The organism is Nocardia abscessus NBRC 100374 (assembly GCF_000308455.1).
In the GTDB taxonomy this organism is placed as follows: domain Bacteria; phylum Actinomycetota; class Actinomycetes; order Mycobacteriales; family Mycobacteriaceae; genus Nocardia; species Nocardia abscessus.
Genome location: NZ_BAFP01000274.1, coordinates 310,323 through 327,217 on the forward strand (window position 1 = coordinate 310,323; position 16,895 = coordinate 327,217).

General features: G+C 68.5%; 16 protein-coding genes. 5 read left to right on the forward strand and 11 right to left on the reverse strand.

What is annotated here, in order from left to right; translation table 11 throughout:
* Positions 1 to 56 precede the first annotated feature (56 nt).
* Positions 57 to 1,295 (forward strand): NupC/NupG family nucleoside CNT transporter, encoded by a 1,239-nt coding sequence (locus tag ON19_RS38165; RefSeq protein ID WP_265336396.1) that lies wholly within the window; start codon positions 57 to 59, stop codon positions 1,293 to 1,295.
* A gap of 82 nt (positions 1,296 to 1,377) precedes the next feature.
* Here the strand turns inward: ON19_RS38165 and ON19_RS38170 are convergent, their stop codons facing one another.
* Positions 1,378 to 2,307 (reverse strand): hypothetical protein, encoded by a 930-nt coding sequence (locus tag ON19_RS38170; RefSeq protein ID WP_157230086.1) that lies wholly within the window; start codon positions 2,305 to 2,307, stop codon positions 1,378 to 1,380.
* A 63-nt stretch (positions 2,308 to 2,370) separates the two neighbouring features.
* Complete coding sequence (locus tag ON19_RS38175) at positions 2,371 to 2,769, reverse strand: Het-E N-terminal domain-containing protein (RefSeq protein ID WP_157230087.1); 399 nt, start codon at positions 2,767 to 2,769, stop codon at positions 2,371 to 2,373.
* 164 nt (positions 2,770 to 2,933) lie between these two features.
* On the opposite strand from ON19_RS38175, the gene ON19_RS38180 reads away from it, so the two are divergent.
* Together ON19_RS38180 and ON19_RS38185 are read left to right on the forward strand one after the other, a co-directional pair.
* On the forward strand, positions 2,934 to 3,878 hold the full coding sequence (locus tag ON19_RS38180; RefSeq protein WP_043704427.1) for a GlxA family transcriptional regulator: 945 nt from the start codon (positions 2,934 to 2,936) through the stop codon (positions 3,876 to 3,878).
* Positions 3,879 to 3,908: 30 nt separating this feature from the next.
* Positions 3,909 to 4,643 (forward strand): HD domain-containing protein, encoded by a 735-nt coding sequence (locus tag ON19_RS38185; RefSeq protein WP_043704429.1) that lies wholly within the window; start codon positions 3,909 to 3,911, stop codon positions 4,641 to 4,643.
* Positions 4,644 to 4,647: 4 nt separating this feature from the next.
* Here the strand turns inward: ON19_RS38185 and ON19_RS38190 are convergent, their stop codons facing one another.
* Complete coding sequence (locus tag ON19_RS38190) at positions 4,648 to 5,403, reverse strand: siderophore-interacting protein (RefSeq protein WP_043704430.1); 756 nt, start codon at positions 5,401 to 5,403, stop codon at positions 4,648 to 4,650.
* A gap of 110 nt (positions 5,404 to 5,513) precedes the next feature.
* Between ON19_RS38190 and ON19_RS38195 the strand changes: the two genes are divergently transcribed.
* Positions 5,514 to 6,341, forward strand: a complete 828-nt coding sequence (locus tag ON19_RS38195) for an NADPH-dependent oxidoreductase (RefSeq protein ID WP_043704690.1) — start codon at positions 5,514 to 5,516, stop codon at positions 6,339 to 6,341.
* A 10-nt stretch (positions 6,342 to 6,351) separates the two neighbouring features.
* On the opposite strand, the gene ON19_RS38200 is transcribed toward ON19_RS38195, so the two are convergent.
* Both ON19_RS38200 and ON19_RS38205 read right to left on the reverse strand, forming a co-directional pair.
* Complete coding sequence (locus ON19_RS38200; RefSeq protein ID WP_043704431.1) at positions 6,352 to 7,344, reverse strand: LLM class flavin-dependent oxidoreductase; 993 nt, start codon at positions 7,342 to 7,344, stop codon at positions 6,352 to 6,354.
* 68 nt (positions 7,345 to 7,412) lie between these two features.
* Complete coding sequence (locus ON19_RS38205) at positions 7,413 to 8,600, reverse strand: serine hydrolase domain-containing protein (RefSeq protein WP_227954881.1); 1,188 nt, start codon at positions 8,598 to 8,600, stop codon at positions 7,413 to 7,415.
* A gap of 224 nt (positions 8,601 to 8,824) precedes the next feature.
* Between ON19_RS38205 and ON19_RS38210 the strand changes: the two genes are divergently transcribed.
* Positions 8,825 to 10,276 carry an amino acid permease gene (locus ON19_RS38210; RefSeq protein WP_043704694.1) on the forward strand — a complete coding sequence of 484 codons (1,452 nt, stop codon included), beginning with the start codon at positions 8,825 to 8,827 and terminating at the stop codon, positions 10,274 to 10,276.
* On the opposite strand, the gene ON19_RS38215 is transcribed toward ON19_RS38210, so the two are convergent.
* The 6 genes from ON19_RS38215 to ON19_RS38240 all read right to left on the reverse strand — a co-directional run bounded on the left by ON19_RS38215 (position 10,273) and on the right by ON19_RS38240 (position 16,522).
* On the reverse strand, positions 10,273 to 10,638 hold the full coding sequence (locus tag ON19_RS38215; protein ID WP_043704433.1) for a DUF4345 family protein: 366 nt from the start codon (positions 10,636 to 10,638) through the stop codon (positions 10,273 to 10,275). The two genes, ON19_RS38210 and ON19_RS38215, sit on opposite strands and share 4 nt — an antisense overlap.
* A 224-nt stretch (positions 10,639 to 10,862) precedes the next feature.
* Positions 10,863 to 12,269 (reverse strand): MDR family MFS transporter, encoded by a 1,407-nt coding sequence (locus ON19_RS38220; protein ID WP_043704436.1) that lies wholly within the window; start codon positions 12,267 to 12,269, stop codon positions 10,863 to 10,865.
* 187 nt (positions 12,270 to 12,456) lie between these two features.
* Positions 12,457 to 12,858, reverse strand: coding sequence for a DUF779 domain-containing protein (locus ON19_RS38225; RefSeq protein WP_043704438.1), 402 nt, complete (start codon positions 12,856 to 12,858; stop codon positions 12,457 to 12,459).
* A complete protein-coding gene (gene exaC, locus ON19_RS38230; RefSeq protein ID WP_043704440.1) occupies positions 12,858 to 14,375 on the reverse strand; it encodes an acetaldehyde dehydrogenase ExaC in 1,518 nt (505 codons plus the stop codon). The genes ON19_RS38225 and exaC overlap by 1 nt, the downstream gene beginning before the upstream one ends.
* Positions 14,376 to 14,514: 139 nt before the next feature.
* Entirely contained in the window at positions 14,515 to 15,717 is a 1,203-nt protein-coding gene (locus ON19_RS38235; RefSeq protein WP_043704441.1) for a sigma-54-dependent transcriptional regulator family protein, read from the reverse strand.
* A 250-nt stretch (positions 15,718 to 15,967) separates the two neighbouring features.
* On the reverse strand, positions 15,968 to 16,522 hold the full coding sequence (locus ON19_RS38240) for a DUF8020 domain-containing protein (RefSeq protein WP_043704443.1): 555 nt from the start codon (positions 16,520 to 16,522) through the stop codon (positions 15,968 to 15,970).
* Between the last annotated feature and the right edge of the window lie 373 nt (positions 16,523 to 16,895).

Sequence of the window (16,895 nt, forward strand, 5' to 3'; positions counted from 1 at the left end):
CTCAGCTGTGGAGACACCGCACCATAGACCGACATGAGAGGTGCTCCCAATAGCTGTTGTACGCCAGGGCAACCGAGGTGCGCGTGCATCATCTGATCGGGTCGGTCGGGCTGGTGTGCTTCCTGCTGCTGGCCTGGTTGCCCAGCACCGACCGCCGCGCCGCCGCCGGACGGCTACCGCGAATCGCTGTCCTGCTGATCGTGCAAGTCGCGGTCGGTTTCCTCCTGCTGAAAACCGGGATCGGGGCCACCGTGATCCGCGCGGTCAGCGACACCTTCGCCCACATCCTCGGCTACGCCGCCCAGGGGACGGGTTTCGTCTTCGGCGACCTGCCCAGCGTCGGCAGCAGCGGACCCGCATTCCTTTTCGCGGTGCTGATGCCGATCGTGCTCGTCTCCGCCTTGATCGGCATCTTGCAGCACCTGCGGGTGCTGCCGTGGATCATCAAGTGCCTCGGCCTGCTGCTGGCGTGGGTGAGCGGCTTCGGCAAGATCGAATCCTTCAACGCCGTCGCCTCCGCCATCCTCGGTCAATCCGAGGTGTTCATCTCGCTGCGCGCCATGCTCGACGACATCCCGCCGCAGCGGATGTACACCCTGGCGGCCTCGGCGATGTCGACGGTCTCCGCGGGCATCCTCGGCGCCTACATGCTGCTCATCGACCCGAAGTACGTGATCGCGGCCATCATGCTGAACATGCTGGGCGCCTTCGTGGTGTGCTCGTTGATCAACCCCTATACGGTCACTGCCGCCGACGATGCCCGACTGCTCGGCGAGGAGATCGCCGACAGCCGCAAACCGCAATCGTTCTTCGAGATGCTCACCGAGTACATCCTGGTGGGTTTCAAGGTCGCCTTCACCGTGGCGGCCATGCTGATCGGATTCATCGCCCTGCTGGCCATGGTCAACGGAGTCTTCGCCGCCGTGTTCCACGGCACCACGTTCCAGGACGTGATGGGGCACGTTTTCGCGCCCCTCGCCTGGCTGACCGGTATCCCCTGGGACGAGGCGGCGGCCGCGGGCCGATTCATGGGCACCAAGCTGGTCTCCAACGAGGTGGTCGCCATGCAGGAACTGAACAGCGACAATGCCGGACTGTCCGAGCGCACCGTCGCGATCGTGTCCACCTACCTGGTGTCGTTCGCGAACTTCTCCACCATCGCCATCGTCACCGGCGCCGTACGCAGCCTCAGCGAAAAACAGGGCACCGTCATCGCCCGCAACGGCCTCCGCCTGCTCTACGGCGCCACCTTGGTCAGCTTCTTGTCCGCCACCATCGTCGGCCTGCTGACGTAGTGTCGACGGCGGTCGAGTGCGGGATGTTCTCCTCGCCGGTGGCGTGCCGGACCGGCTGACGAACTCCGCGACCCGGCGCCGGCTACTTGGTGTACACCTGCTGATACCGCAGCTGGCATTCGTTGAGGTACCGGCATCGCCGGAGTTTCGTCTTCGGTGCCAAGGAGCCATCCACCATGTCGTACATCGGGACGTATGCACGCTCGTATGAGCTTGCGAAGGTGACGAATCGAAATGGCTTTCCCCCGTCGTCGATCGTCAGTGAGCGGCCGTCTGCGAACCCGACGTCCACCACGAATCTGCAGTCGCATTCTCGCGCGCGGACTTCTATCTCGAATGCCAGCGTCTCGTTCAGTGCGAGGGTGACCGCATGTGTTTTCAGGTAATCGAGCTCGGTGAATCGGCCGAACTCGTCCAACGCCTTCGCCTCGACGACATCACTGGAGTCCAAGTCGAATCCCATTGTCAATGCTTCCGTCGCGCCCTGTGGAAAGAACGGGACGATAGTTCCCGATGGCGGCCGGTTTCTCTCCAGTATTCTGGCGGTGATGCTGGAGATCTGGACCGGCGTGTAGTTCTGTCCGGTCAGCTTGTAGTAGAGCGAACCTTCGCTGTATCCCGAAGAGAATTTCGGTTCACGAGGATGCGTCATGAGTTGTCCCAGTGGTACACCGTCGGGGACGAGATTCTGCACGTTCGACCTGTCCAGGGTCACTCCATCCAGGTCGATGACGCTCGGTGAAGCCAGTGACGCAGGACCGCCCGGTGGGCCGCTCACGCCCTCCACTCGAACCGGAGGTGTGGTGCGGTCTCGTTCCTCGCGGTCGGCGTCGAGTGCGTGCTGGGCGGATACGGCGCGATCCGGCAGCAGTAAATATATTGTGACGGCCGCCGACACGGATATGATGATCAGCAGGGCTGTGCCGATCACGACAAGCGATCTTTTGCGTTCGGTCCAGAAATTGTTCTGGATATTTCTTTCGCCGATTTGAATCGGGAGCTGATTTTTCACCGGAACCTCTGGTCAGCGCTTCGCGCCGGCGGATCGTGCGCGGCCCGTCGAAGTTGGCCGCAGTCAGTGGAAGGTGTTGTTCTGCGTGTTGTTGTCGCCCAGCTGTACGCCCTTGGCGTGACGCAGGTCGATATGATGCCGGGCCCGATCGGTTTCCGCGGTGGGCAATGCCCTCAGCAGCTGGGCCGCCAGCGCCTGCAACTGGCTGTCGTCCACTCCTCCCGCCTGGACCACTGCGGCTTCCAAGGCCGCGACGTCGCTGCCGGGTGATGTTTCGTTCGCTTCCAACGCGGCCCTCGCCTGTGCGTCCGCATCGCCGCGGCTGATGCGGCGCCGGATCGCCTGATACGCGTCCCGCACCGTCTCCGATGCCGCGTCCTGTCCGCCTGCTGCCGCGCCCGCGATCAACGCGGTCACGATCACCGTGAACGGATCCACCCCGCCCCCTTCGTCGTATGTCACCGAATCTGTTGTGCGTCAATGCTACTGAGAACGCCGCGTCAACAGGGGTGGATCGGCGGACCCAGCTTCCTGCCGTTGCCCTCCCGCGCCTTCGTCGTCCGCATGTCCGGATCTGTGGGTTAAGTGTCCTTGCGGACCCGTCCCGGCGGCTCGAGACTGGGTTCATGGAGGCAAGCGGTGACGTCGTGGTCGCGGTATCGGACGGGGTGCTGATGCTCGACGTCGCCGGGCCGGTGCAGGTGCTGCACTGGGCCGGGCGCCGGATTCGCTTCGCCTCGCCCGACGGAACTCCGGTGCGCACCGACGTCGGCGTACCGCTCGGTGTCGACGGGGCGCTGGGCGAGCTGAGCGGCGAGGTCGACACGCTGCTGGTGCCGGGATATCCGCCGGAGGACGACGTTCCGGCCGCGCTGGTGGACGCGGTGCGCGCCGTCGGCGGCGCGGCGCGGCGGGTGGCCTCGGTGTGCACCGGCGCGTTCGTACTGGCCGAGGCCGGGTTGCTGGACGGGCGGCGCGCTACCACGCATTGGCTGGCGTGTGCCGCACTGGCCCAGCGGTTTCCGCTCGTCCGGGTCGACGCCGACGCCATCTATCTGCGCGACGGCCCGATCATCACCTCCGCGGGCGTCACCGCGGGCATCGATATGGCACTGGCGCTGGTGGAGGAGGAGCACGGCGCCGAACTCGCGCGCTCGCTGGCGAAACATCTCGTCGTGTTCCTGCACCGGCCCGGCGGCCAGTCGCAGTTCAGCGTCCGCACGAGCATTCCGACGCCGCGCACCGACGGTCTGCGCCAGGTGGTCGACGCGGTGGTCGCCGACCTGTGCGCCGACCACAGCCTGGCGGCCATGGCCGCCCGCGCCGCGCTGAGCGAACGCCATCTCAGCCGCCTGTTCCGGCAGGAGATCGGCATGACGCCGGGGCGTTACGTCAAGCAGGTCCGGCTGGAAGCCGCGCAGGCGCTGCTCGAATCCGGCGACGAGCCGATGACGGCGGTCGCCCGGCGTAGCGGATTCGGCTCCGAGGAAACGATGCGCCGCACCTTCCTCGACCTGCTCGGCACCTCGCCGAGCGACTACCGCAGGCGCTTCCGCGCGCCCGCGAGCTGATCACACCCTTCACTCACCAGGAGTACGACCATGTCCATGTCTCGTCGTGCCGCGCTGGGCGCGGGCATTGCCGCGAGCGCTTACGTCGTCGCGGCGAAACCCGCTGCAGCACAGAATATTTCATTGAACTTCCCAGCTACCTCATTGGCGGACAAGGTGAACCAACTCATCGCCGCCGAACTCTCCCCGATGCTGCGCAACCACAGCGTGCGCGGCTTCCTCTTCGGACGTGCGGTCGCCGAGCGGCAAGGCCTGCGGCCCGGCGCCGACTACGACGAGGAGACCATGTATCTCATCTGCGCACTGCACGACATCGGCTTGGCCGACAGCGCGGAGGGCGAGCAGAGGTTCGAGGTCGACGGCGCCGATCGCGCCGCGCGATTCCTCGAGGACAACGGCGTCACCGACACCAGGGTGGACACGATCTGGGACGCCATCGCCGCGCACACCTCCGGCTTCACCGACTCGCCGGTCTGGCGCCGTCGCAGGCCGCCGGAAACGTGGATCGCGGTGGACGGGATCGGCCTCGACGTGGGCGGTGCGCCCACCGACCTGCCGCCCGGCTTCGCCGACCTGGTGCACGCCGCGTATCCGCGGCTGGGTGGTAGCCGTGCGCTCGGCGCGGCGATCGAAGCCCAGGCCTTGGCTGATCCGCGGAAGGCGCCGCCCGCGAGCCTTGCCGGTGTGATCATCCAGCAGCGCCACCCCGAACTCCCGACGCTCACCTGGGACGCGATCGTGGCGATGAGCGGCTGGGGCGATTGACGGTTCAGCCGTCGGCTTCCTCGGTCGCCCGCAGTTCGGCTTTCCACTCCCGGAAGCCTTCCTCGGTGCGGCCGCGACGCCAGTACCCGGAGATCGATGCCGCCCACTCGGCGGGGACGCCGCGATCCTTACGGACATAGCGGCGCAGATCCTGCATGACCGACTTGGCTTCACCGTGGATGAACACCTGGACCTGCCCGGGCGCCCACGGTGCCGCGCGGACGGTTTCGGCGAGTAATTCGCCCGGTGGCCGGACTCCACGGTGCAACCAGGTCAGCTCGATGCCGTCCGGCTGCTTCACGGGCAGCTCGTCGTCCGGACCGGCGACTTCGACGAACGCCAGGCCGGTCGCTTCGGCGGGCAGAGCCTCGAGTGCCGCGGCGATGGCGGGCAGCGCCGCCTCGTCACCGGCCAGCAGATGCCAGTCGGCGTCCGGGCGCGGAGCGTAGGCGCCGCCGGGACCGTACAGGTCGATGGTCGCGCCCGGCGCAACATCGGCGGCCCATGGTCCCGCGATGCCCTCCGCTCCGTGGAAGACGAAATCCACCGCGATCTCCTCGGCGACCGGGTCCACCGATCGGACGGTGTAGGTGCGCAGGACCTCGTTCCCGTCCTGCGCGAAGATGAACTTCACATAGGAGTCGGTGAACTCGCTGGGCCGGAACGCGGCGAAGCCGGGACCGCCGAGGTGCACCCGGATCAGGTGTGGCGTCAGCCATTCGGTGCGCTGCACCGTGAGGGTGGTGCGAGGACGTGCCAACAGAACCTCCGATGAAAATAATTAGGATTGCCTTACTTACCCTACCTGTGTTCGGCTCGAGCTGCGGGCAACCGCTGACGGCGTGCCGCCCTGACGAAAAGATGACCACCATGACGCAGTCCGTGCCTACACCGACCCACGCCGTGCAGCAGCGTTACCGCGACCCGCGACCGGTCGAACCCGCGCAGTGGAACCAAGTCCTGCAGGTGCTGCACGAGCACCGCTCGGTGCGCCGCTACCTGTCCGACCCGGTGCCCGACGCCACCCTGCGTCTGCTGATCTCCGCGGCGCAGTCCGCGCCGACGTCGTCGAATCTGCAGGTCTGGAGCGTCATCGCGGTCCGTGACCCGCAGCGCAAAGCGCGTCTGGCCGCGCTGGCGGGCGATCAGGCCCACATCGCGCAGGCGCCGGTGCTGCTGGTCTGGACGGCCGATTTCGCCCGCCTGCGCCAGCTCGCCGCCGACCGGAGCGCGCCGCTGGAGGGCGCGGACTACCTCGAGTCCAGCTATGTCGGATTCATCGACGCCGCGCTCGCGGCGCAGAACGCGGTGGTGGCGGCGGAATCGCTGGGACTCGGCACCGTCTACATCGGTGCGCTGCGCAACAAGCCGGAAGCGGTCGCCGCCGAACTCGGCCTGCCGCCGCAGGTGTTCGCCGTCTTCGGCTTGGTGGTCGGCCACCCCGACCCGGCCGAGGACGCGCGGGTGAAGCCGCGCCTGCCGCAGGAGGCCGTGTTGCACCGGGAGACCTACGACCTCGACGCGCAACGGGCGCACGTGGCCGAGTACGAGACCCGGATCGCGGAATTCTATGCCGAGCAACAGCTCTCGCATTCCTGGACCGAGCGTGTGCTGGCCAGACTGGCCTCGGCGGCGGCACTCAACGGCAGGCACCGGCTGCGCGAGTCGCTGACCAACCACGGCTTCCGGCTGCACTGACCCCGCGGCCTCAGGCCGCGACCTTCTCGGTGAGCAGTTCGAACGATCGGGCACGCTCGTCGATGTCGTAGACCAACGTGTTGATCATCAGCTCGTCGGCCTGGGTGCGGCGCAGCAGGTCGGCGAGCTGCGCGCGCACCGTTTCCGGCGAGCCGAGCAACTGCCCGGCGCGGCGCTGCCGGATGAAGGCGCGCTCGTGCTCGGACGGGCGGAACGCGGCCGCGTCCTCCGGCGTGGCCAGGGCCTGCGGCGTGCCGCGCACCAGGTTCAGGAAGGCCAGGTCACGCGGACCGGCGAGGGTCTCGGCGCGCTCGTCGGTGTCGGCGCAGATCGCCGCGATCGCCACCATCGCGTGCGGGCGCGCCAGGCGTTCGGAGGGCCGGAAGTGCTCGCGGTAGAGCGCCAGCGCGGGCTGGGTGTTGTCGGGGCTGATGTGATGCGCGAAGGCGAACGGCAGCCCGAGCACCGCGGCGACCTGGGCGCTGTAGCCGCTGGAACCCAGCAGCCAGATCTCCGGCTCCTCGCCGCGGCCGGGCGTCGCGGCGATGCCGCCTGGATCGGACCCGCGGAAGTAGCCGAGCAGCGCGGCCAGTTCCTGTGGGAACGACTCCGCCGACAGGCCGTCGGCGGTCCGCCGCAGCGCGCGGGCGGTCGCCTGGTCGGTGCCGGGCGCGCGTCCGATGCCCAGGTCGATCCGTCCGGGATGCAGTGCGTGCAGGGTGCCGAACTGCTCGGCGACCACGAGCGGTGCGTGGTTGGGCAGCATCACTCCTCCGGAGCCGACCCGGATTGTGGAGGTGGCGGCCGCCAAGTGCGCCAGCAGCACGCTCGGCGCCGAACTGGCGATGCCGGGCATGTTGTGATGTTCGGCCACCCAGAAGCGGTGGTAGCCCAAAGCCTCGGTGCGCCTGGCCAATTCGGTGGTCGCGTCGAGCCCCTCGCCGACGGTGCGGCCGGACTGCACCGGCGCGAGATCCAGTACGGACAGCGGGACGTCGATCATTTATCTCCTCCAGAGTGCCGATCTCCAGTCCCAACGCCCGGCGTCCCCGGTGTATTTCGCCGGCCGCCTCAGCCGCGCGCGATCGCGCGGAACACCTCGATGATCTCCTGCTCGTCCTGCGTGGTCCCGTGGTCGCTGAGCTTCACGATGACGGTGCCGCTGGGCGGGTCGACATAGACGTACTGGCCGTATACGCCGACAGCGGTGAGGTCGGCGCCGTCCCCACCGGTCGGGTGCCACCACTGCGCGCCGTAGGGCCAGTCGCCCACCCGATGCGGGGCCGGTGTGCGGATGCGTTCGATCCATTCGGGCGGCACGATCTGCGCGTCGCCCACGCGGCCGCCGTTCAGCACCAGCTGGCCGATCTTGGCGAAGTCACGAGCCGTCGCGTTCAGGCAGCAGAACCCTTTCTCCTGGCCGCCGGCGTGATCGAGATTCCACAGCGCGTCGTCCTCGGCGCCGATCGGCGCCCAGATGTCGCGCTCCAACAGCGCACCCAGCGGCAAACCCTCGACTCGGGCCAGCGCCATGCCCAGCAGTTGGGTGTCGATGCTGCGGTATTCACCCGCGCTGCCCGGCGGGAACCGCAGGCCGTGGTGGTCCCGGACGAATCCGGCGAGATCCTCGGTGAGATACATCCGCGCGGTGCCGGTCAGCGGCATGTACTTGTTGTAGTTCTCCGAGACGTCGACACCGGAGGCCATGTCCAGCAGGTCGCGGACCGTGACGGTGTCGTACGCGCCGCCGGTGGTCAGCTCGGGCAGGATCTGCACCAGGCGGTCGTGTTCGCCGAGTTTTCCCGCGGCGATGGCTCGGCCCGTCATCAGTGACACGATCGACTTCACCACCGACCAGGAGGACTGGCGAGTGGTCGCCGTGACGCCGTCGCGGTACCACTCGTGCGTGCGCGCCCCGCCGCGCAAGACCAGGAACGAATTGGTGTGCGTGGTGTCGAGGAAATCGGCGATCGAAAGGTGCGAGCCCTTCCACGGCACCCGGTCGGGCAGCGGCTGCGGTGCGATCGGCAGGGGACGCGGGGTGGGGGAGGCGGCCACCGTCCGGCTCTCGAACAGCGCGCCCTGCGCGGAGGGCGGGTCGGTCATGAGTCGCAACAGCGTCGGCGGCGACGGGATGTGCAGGACCGCCGTCGTCGCGAACGCCGCACCGAGCAGGACGGCGACGATCGCGATCAGGACAACGGTGGTGCGGATCGCATAGCGCACTGCTCGCGAGCGCCCGGCGGGCATTTCGGTCATGACACATTGCTTTCGGTAGGGACCCGATGATGGCATGCCGGAACGCCCATCCGATAGGTGTGGGTGGCCTCGGCGAGTGGCCCGGGGACGACGCGTCTCACCGGGGCGGTAGCGTGACGAGCTGATCCAGGCCGGACGCGCGACGATCCGACGTCGTGTGTTCGGCGCACCGGCCGGCGACCGGAGTCCTCGCGTCGCCGCCCAGCGAGGGGAAGGACCGCGGTATGACAGCCTCCGACCGTCATCTTCAGGACGCCGGACCGTCGGCTCCGGCGGACAGCGGCGACTCGGAAGGCTATGCCCGGGGCCTGAGCCCGCGCACCATTCAAATGATCGCCATCGGCGGCGCGATCGGCACGGGTCTGTTCTACGGAGCGGGCGGCGCGATCGAGCAGGCGGGCCCCGGCCTCATCCTGGCCTACCTGGCGGCGGGCCTGGCCATCTTCGTGATCATGCGGGCGCTCGGCGAGCTGCTGACCTACCGGCCGATCTCGGGCAGTTTCGCCGAGTACGCGCACGAATTCCTCGGTCGCTTCGCCGGTTTCGTCACCGGCTGGTCGTACTGGGCGGTGTGGGTGGCCACCTGCATGGCCGAGATCACCGTGGCGGGCAAGTACGTGCAGTACTGGTTCGACATCCCGGTGTGGATCACCGCGCTGGTCGTGCTCGCGGTGATGTTCGCCGCCAACCTGATCTCCGTGCGGCTGTTCGGTGAGGGCGAGTTCTGGTTCTCCGCCATCAAGGTGACCGCGATCATCGGCATGATCCTGCTCGGCATCGGCGTGCTGCTGATCGGTTTCGGTCACGCGCCGAATCCCACGGTCACCAATCTGTGGGCCGACGGCGGCGTTTTCCCCAACGGCCTCGGTCAGTCGCTGCTGGTGCTGCAGATCGTGCTGTTCGCCTATGTGGGCGTGGAGTTGGTCGGCGTCACCGCCGGGGAGGCGCGCGAGCCCCGCACGACCCTGCGCAAGGCGATCAACACGCTCCCGTTCCGGATCGGCCTGTTCTACGTCGGCGCGCTCGTGGTGATCATGTCCGTGTCCAGTTGGCGCAACTTCCACGCGGGCAAGAGCCCGTTCGTGGAGGTCTTCCAGCAGATCGGCATCCCCGGCGCGGCGGGCATCGTGAATTTCGTGCTGCTCACCGCGGCGCTGTCGTCGTGCAACTCGGGGATCTACTCGACCGGCCGGATGCTGCGCACCTTGTCACTGCGCGGCGAGGCGCCCGCCCGGCTGACCCGGTTGAGCGCGAACGCGGTGCCCTGGGTGGGGATCACCGCGTCGGCGGCGGCGATGGTGATCGGCGTGGTCATCAACATCATCTCTCCGGACAAGGCCTTCGCCTACATCACCTCGGTGTCGACCATCGGCATCATCTTCGTCTGGGGCGTCATCCTGGTCTGCCACCTGCTCTACCGCGCCAAGGTCGCCCGGGGTGAACTCCCGGCGAGCGACTACCGTCTGCCCGCCGCGCCGTACACGACCGTCCTCGCGCTGGCATTCCTGGGCCTGGTGGTCGTGCTGCTGCTGTTCACCGACAGCGGGCGCACCGCGATCGTCGTCGGGGTGGTGTGGGCGGTGCTGGTGTCGGCCGGGTACTTCGCGCTGAACAAACTCGGCAAGCCAGGCACGGCGAACGACTCCCGCCATCAGGTGACGGGCGGTTCCCGCTAGGCGGCGAGGAAGAGCGCGGTGGCGCCGACCGCCTCCACCACGCCGTAGAACCAGGTGGGATAGAAAGCCGTGCGCTCATCGAGCACGGCAGAAACCACCCGGCCGAGGGCCATGCCCGCAAGCGCCGCGCCGACGGCGACCATGATTCCGCCGCGTAGCGATCCGAGGTCGACGGCGGCCGCCGCGAGGACAGCGGCCATCGCCACGCCGAAGCCGCCGTAGACGGCGCGCACTTCGTAGCGGGCACTCGGTTCGGTGAGCTGGACGCCGAAGGGCTTGATCAGCGCGGCGGGCGCCGCGAGCGCGTACGCACCCATGCCCAGGAAGAACACGCCGACGATCCCGCATACGGCCTGTGCCACTGCGACCTCCAAGTTCCGGTTCGGTTGGGAAGCCCCAGCTTGCGCTACCTCCGGTACCGGACGCTTCCGAAAACCCGCTGCGTCGGGTCGTGTCGTCCGATGCACCCGCCACTCGCCCGACCGAGCTCACTCCGGGACGCCACGAGCACCGGTCGGACTCGGCGGCATCCGCCGGCCCGGTGCCGTAGCCGGGATGCCCGCGCCGCGACCGGGCGGGGTTCGGGTCAGTCGGTCGCCGCCCGCGGCATCATGGTCGCGGCGAAGACCATGACGACGGCCATCGCCGCGATCGCGACGAAGACCAGATGGATCCCCGAGGCCAGCACCTCGGGCAGCGGGTGATCGGTGTGACCGGCCCGCGCGTTCACGATCGCGCCGAACACCGCCACGCCCACCGCGCTGCCGATCGAGCGCCCGAACATATTGGCGGAGGTGACCACGCCCCGCTCGGTCCATTCGGCGCTGGTCTGTGCCGCGATCAGGGTCGGAGTGGCGACCAAGCCCATGCCGATGCCGATCACGAAGCACGACGCGGCGATCTGCCACAGCGTCGAGTGCTGCGTGATCAGCACTGTGCTCGCGGCGCCGATCGCGGCCAGACCGCTGCCGAGCAGGGCGGTCGCGCGAAAGCCGAAGCGCAGGTAGACCTTTCCCGCCTGGGAGGCGGCCAGCGGCCAGCCCAGCGTGAGCGCGCCGACCGTCAGGCCCGCGACCAGCGCGCCGGTGCCCAGGACCCCCTGGGTGAAGGTCGGCACGTAGGAGGTCGCTCCGACCAGGATGGCGCCGATCAGCACCGACACCAGGCTGCTGGCGATCACCACGCGGCGGGTGAACACCCACAGCGGCAGAATCGGATTCGGCGCCCTGCGTTCGACCAGTCCGAACAGCACCAGCAGGCCCGCGCCGCCTGCGAAGATTCCGATGCTGGCGGGCGAGGACCAGGCCCAGGCCTGGCCGCCCTCGAGCAGTCCGAGGATCAACGCGCCCGCTCCGACCGCCAGCAGTGCCGCGCCCAGGTAGTCGACGCTCTGTCTGCGCCGTGGGGCGCTCTCGGTGAAACTGCGGACCAGCATCCATCCGGCCAGCGCGCAGAGCGGAAGGTTGACCAGGAAGATCCAGCGCCAGCTGACGTACTCGGCGAACAGGCCGCCCAGCAGCGGACCCGCCACACTCGACATGGCCCACACGCTGGCCAGATAGCCCTGCACCCTGGCACGTTCCGACAGCGTGTACAGGTCGCCCGCGATGGTCATCGTCATCGGCTGGATCGCTCCGGCGCCGATGCCCTGCACGGCGCGGAAGACGATCAGCCCGAGCATGCTGGTCGCGACGCCGCACAGCAGCGAACCCAGCGCGAACATCGCGATGCCGAAGAGGATCACGGGTTTGCGGCCCACGGTGTCGGCGAGCTTGCCGTAGATCGGTACCGTCACCGCCTGCGCCAGCAGATAGATGGAGAACAACCAGGGGAACTGCGCGAACCCGCCGAGACTGTCGGTGATGGTGAGCACCGCCGTGGCGATGACCGTCGAATCGAGCGCGACCAGCGCGGTCGCCAGCATCAGCGAGCCGAGCACGGCGCCGCGCTCGGATCGGAGCCCCACCGACGCCGTCGCAGTCTCGGTCGCCACCGCGGCTCCTCTCGTTCGCTTGTCTAACCACCTCGAACGACCGTATCCGCTCCTTCACTATTCCCGCATGGAGATTTTTCCGCCCTGGTGGGAACCGGAGCGGGGCTGCTCACCGCGGCGGCGGTTCGGTGAGCAGCCCCGGCGGCGCACCGGCGCTGCCGTATCCCGCAGTGGCCGGTGCGCCGGGTCAGTGGGGCAGATCCGCCCCGGTGGGCGGCGGCTGCGCCGCGAGGACGGCGAGCTCCTCGTCGGTGAGCAGGCGGGAGCGGATGAGGAAGCGCACGCCTTCGGGTGCTTCCAGCGAGAACCCGCTGCCCCGGCCGGGTACCACGTCGACGGTGAGGTGGGTGTGGCGCCAGTAGTCGTACTGGTCGGCGCTCATCCAGAACGGGGTGTCCGCCGCCAGGTGCCCGAGCAGCACGTCCGACGCGCCGACCCGGAATTCGCCGCGCGGGTAGCACATCGGCGAGCTTCCGTCGCAGCAGCCGCCGGATTGGTGGAACATGACCGGGCCGTGCTGGGCGATCAGCCGGTGCAGCAGTGTCTCCGCTGCTCCGGTGAGTTCGACGCGATGGACCGGACCGCTCATCAGAAGAATCCGAGCTTGTCCGGCGAGTAGCTGACCAGCAGGTTCTTGGTCTGCTGGTAGTGGTCGAGCATCATCCGGTGGTTCTCGCGCCCGATGCCGGACTTCTTGTACCCGCCGAACGCCGCGTGCGCGGGGTAGGCGTGGTAACAGTTGGTCCAGACCCGGCCCGCCTTGATCTGGCGGCCCAATCGGTAGGCGGCGTTGATGTCGCGGGTCCACACTCCGGCGCCGAGTCCGTAGAGGGTGTCGTTGGCGATCTTCAGCGCCTCATCGATGGAGTCGAAGGTGGTCACCGACACGACCGGTCCGAAGATCTCCTCTTGGAAGATGCGCATGTCGTTGCGGCCGGAGAAGATCGTCGGCTCGACGTAGAAGCCGCCGGGGAACTCCTGCACCTTGCGCGGACCGCCGCCGGTGAGCACCTCGGCGCCTTCCTGGCGGCCGATGTCGATGTAGGACAGGATCTTCTCGTACTGGTCGTTGCTGGCCTGGGCGCCGATCATGGTGGCCTCGTCGAGCGGGTTACCGCTGCGGATGGCTTTGGTGCGTTCGATGCACCGCGCGATGAACTCGTCGTAGATCGAGGAGTGGATCAGCGCGCGGGACGGACAGGTGCACACCTCGCCCTGGTTGAGCGCGAACATCACGAAGCCCTCCACGGCCTTGTCCAGGAAGGCGTCGTCGGCGGCCATGATGTCGGGCAGGAAGATGTTCGGGCTCTTGCCGCCCAGCTCGAGGGTGACCGGGATGATGTTCTCGCTGGCGTACTGCATGATCAGCCTGCCGGTGGTGGTCTCGCCGGTGAAGGCGACCTTGGCCACGCGCGGGCTGGCGGCCAGTGGCTTGCCCGCTTCTACGCCGAAGCCGTTGACCACGTTGAGAACTCCGGGCGGCAGCAGATCGGCGATCAGTTCGACGACCTTCAGGATCGAGGCCGGGGTCTGCTCGGCGGGCTTGAGCACGACCGCGTTTCCCGCGGCCAGCGCGGGCGCGAGTTTCCAGGTGGCCATCAGGATCGGGAAGTTCCAGGGGATGATCTGCCCGACGACGCCGAGGGGTTCGTGGAAGTGGTAGGCGATGGTGTCGGCGTCGATCTCGCTGATGCCGCCCTCCTGGGCGCGAACCGCGCCGGCGAAGTAGCGGAAGTGATCGACCGCCAGCGGCAGGTCGGCGGCCAGCGTTTCCCGGACCGGCTTGCCGTTCTCCCAGGTTTCGGCCACCGCCAGCGCCTCGAGGTTGTCCTCGATCCGGTCGGCGATCTTGTTGAGGATGTTCGCCCGCTCGGCCGCCGACGTGGCGCCCCACGCGTCGGCGGCCTGGTGCGCGGCGTCCAAGGCGAGTTCGATGTCGGCGGCCGACGAGCGCGCCACCTCGCAGAAGGTCTGTCCGTCCACCGGGGAGGGATTCTCGAAGTAGCGGCCCTCGACCGGGGCGGTCCACGCACCGCCGATGAAATTGTCGTAACGCGTGGCGAATTCGACGACGCTGCCCTCGGCTCCCGGCTTCGCGTAGCTCATGGCGGGTACTCCTCGCTGGTTGCGGACGTGATGCGCACGGCGGTCCGGCCGTGACGCGGGTCACTATGCCGGGCGAGGGTTGAGGAAACGTTGAGGCGCGCGGTGGTCCCGCGCGTCCACCGAACGTGTGCGCGAGAATTCAGTCGCGTAGCGCGCCGTGCAGCCGGGCGGCTGCGAGCGCGCGACGAGCGTCGCCCGCGGGGAGCAGGCGCAGCGCGTGTTCGTGCACCTCGGCGTCGTGCGGTGCGCGCTCGCCGTAGCGCAGAGCGTGCTCGACGTTTGCACTGGTCAGAACCGCGGTGCGCACGCCGACTGCCAGATATTCGCGCCACCGCACGATCCCTGGCGTGTCCGAGTCGGGCAGCAGCGGCCCGCGATACAGCTCGACCGCCGTGGCGGTGTCGCCCGCCTCGAGCGCGGTGAGCACGTCCACTGCGTCGCAGGACAGTGGGCTCACCAGCTGATAGACCCGGCTGGTGATGTCGCCGCCGGTGGCGCGGCGCAGGTGGGACATCTCCGACTTGAGCGTGCTCGTGCCGACCGGCCGGTCGCCGTACACCGCGAAGTGCAGGCGTTCATGGGTGAAGCCCTCGGGCTCCAGCGCCAGCAGAGCCAGGATCTCCAGTTGCCTCGGGCGCAAGCGAACAGGTGCGCCGTCGCGGATCAGGCGGCCCGCGCCGAGACAGGTCAGCCGGACTCCCGGCGCGGCCATGCGGTGGTGCAGCTTGGCTTCGATGGCGCTGACCAGGGTGCGGGCGGTGGACAGGGCCAGCGGGTGGGCGCGGTCCCAGGTGGTGGACAGGTCCAGCACGCCGAGCTGCCGACCGCCCGCGGCGCGGATCGGCGCGCAGTAGCAGACCCAGCCGTGCAGGGCGGCGACCAGATGTTCGGCCGAGAAGACGGTGTGCGGTCGTGCGGTGCGCAGCGCCAGCGACAGCGCGTTCGTGCCCATGTGCGCCTCGTCCCAGCGACCGCCCGGTGCGAAATTCACCTGTTCGGCCCGGCGGCGCATCACCGGACCGCCGTGCGACCAGAGAATGGTCCCGGTCTCGTCGGTGATCGCCGCGACGTAGCCCGCGCCCTCGGTGATGTCGCGCAACTGGTCGGTCAGCTCGGATACCGGTGTGCGCAACGGGGATTCGGCCCAGCGGGCGGACACGTCGGCTTCGGCGAGCGGCGCGTGGTCGCGCGCCGGATCGACGGTGCGCAGCGACCGCAGCCACGATTGCGCGACCTCGCTGCGCAGCGTGGAGTCACCCTGTGGTGCTCCGGTGGGTATCCATCGGGACCACTCTTGTTCCAATGCAGCGCGTCGCTGCGAGAGGGAACTGCGCTGTGCCATCTCGCGGATCCTGTGTCTTCGCTCCGATCGTCTTCGTGCCACCCCATCATGCCCCAGCGCGCGGCCGGGTAGTTCGTTTCGGCTTGCCGTCCACGGGGCTGGACGACTCGCGGTGGAGCCGACGGTCGGATCGCCGCGTCCCCCTCGGTCGAGTGCCGCGCCGAGCGTGCACGCGCCCAGGGAATCCCGGCGATGCGACCGGCGATCGGTGTGCGGTCGTCCATCGGCGGCCGCACACCGGGCCGGCCGATTACGGCGTGGAGAACCCGATCAGCGCACCGATGCCCGCCCCGATCGGAATGGTGACCAGCGCACCGACCCCGCCGAGGAAGAAGCCGAGCACGGCGCCGATCCCCGCCCCGATGAGTGCGCCGATGCCCGCGTTGTACTGCTTGCGGGCCAGCGTCTCGTCCTCACCGACGAACTGGGTGAGGCGCTCGGTCGCCGCGGGCGCGTTCACCGGCGTCACCGTGAGGGTGCGGCCTGCGTCAGTGATCGCGGGCGCCAGGCCGTGCGTCGCGCCCGCGGCCTGGAAGGCCAGGGGCAGGGTCGCGACGATCTGTCCCGTGCCGCTGCGCAGTTCGACCGCCCTGGCGTCGGCGGTCAAAGCGAAGGTACCCGCGTCGAGGGTGGTGACCACCCCGGTGCCGTCGGCGGCGGGCGCCGAGGTGAACCCGATGCCCTGCTCGACGCCGTGCACGCTGACCTGCGCGGGCGAGGCGGGCTGGGCGTGCGCGACGCCCGTCGCAATTCCGGTGGCTCCGACCGCGAGTAGGGCGGTGGCGGCGAATCTGTTGACTCTCATCGTATTTCCCCACATAGTCGTGTCGGCCACGAGTGCCGACGAATCCCCAAGATGCCGGTTCTCGGCCCCACCCATTCTGGCCGCAGGGCTTTCCCGAAGCAATCGTTCTGCGAATTTCACGAAAAATCGGTGGCGGCACCGCGAACCGGACGGATGCGAATTATCCTCGGGCAACATTGGTTTCAACCGACTATACGTCCAGGTTGCAGAATGTGTGCTGATTCGCTCAGGGGCACTGCGGAATTCGATCGGAGGAACAGACAAATACTCCGAAACGCCCGGCATGAAATCGGAGAGAGGGAGCTCGTCGGCCGAGTGCTGCGAAGGTGCTGGGGTTTCCCGCGACTCGGATGGGCGAAGGGGGGAGATGTCC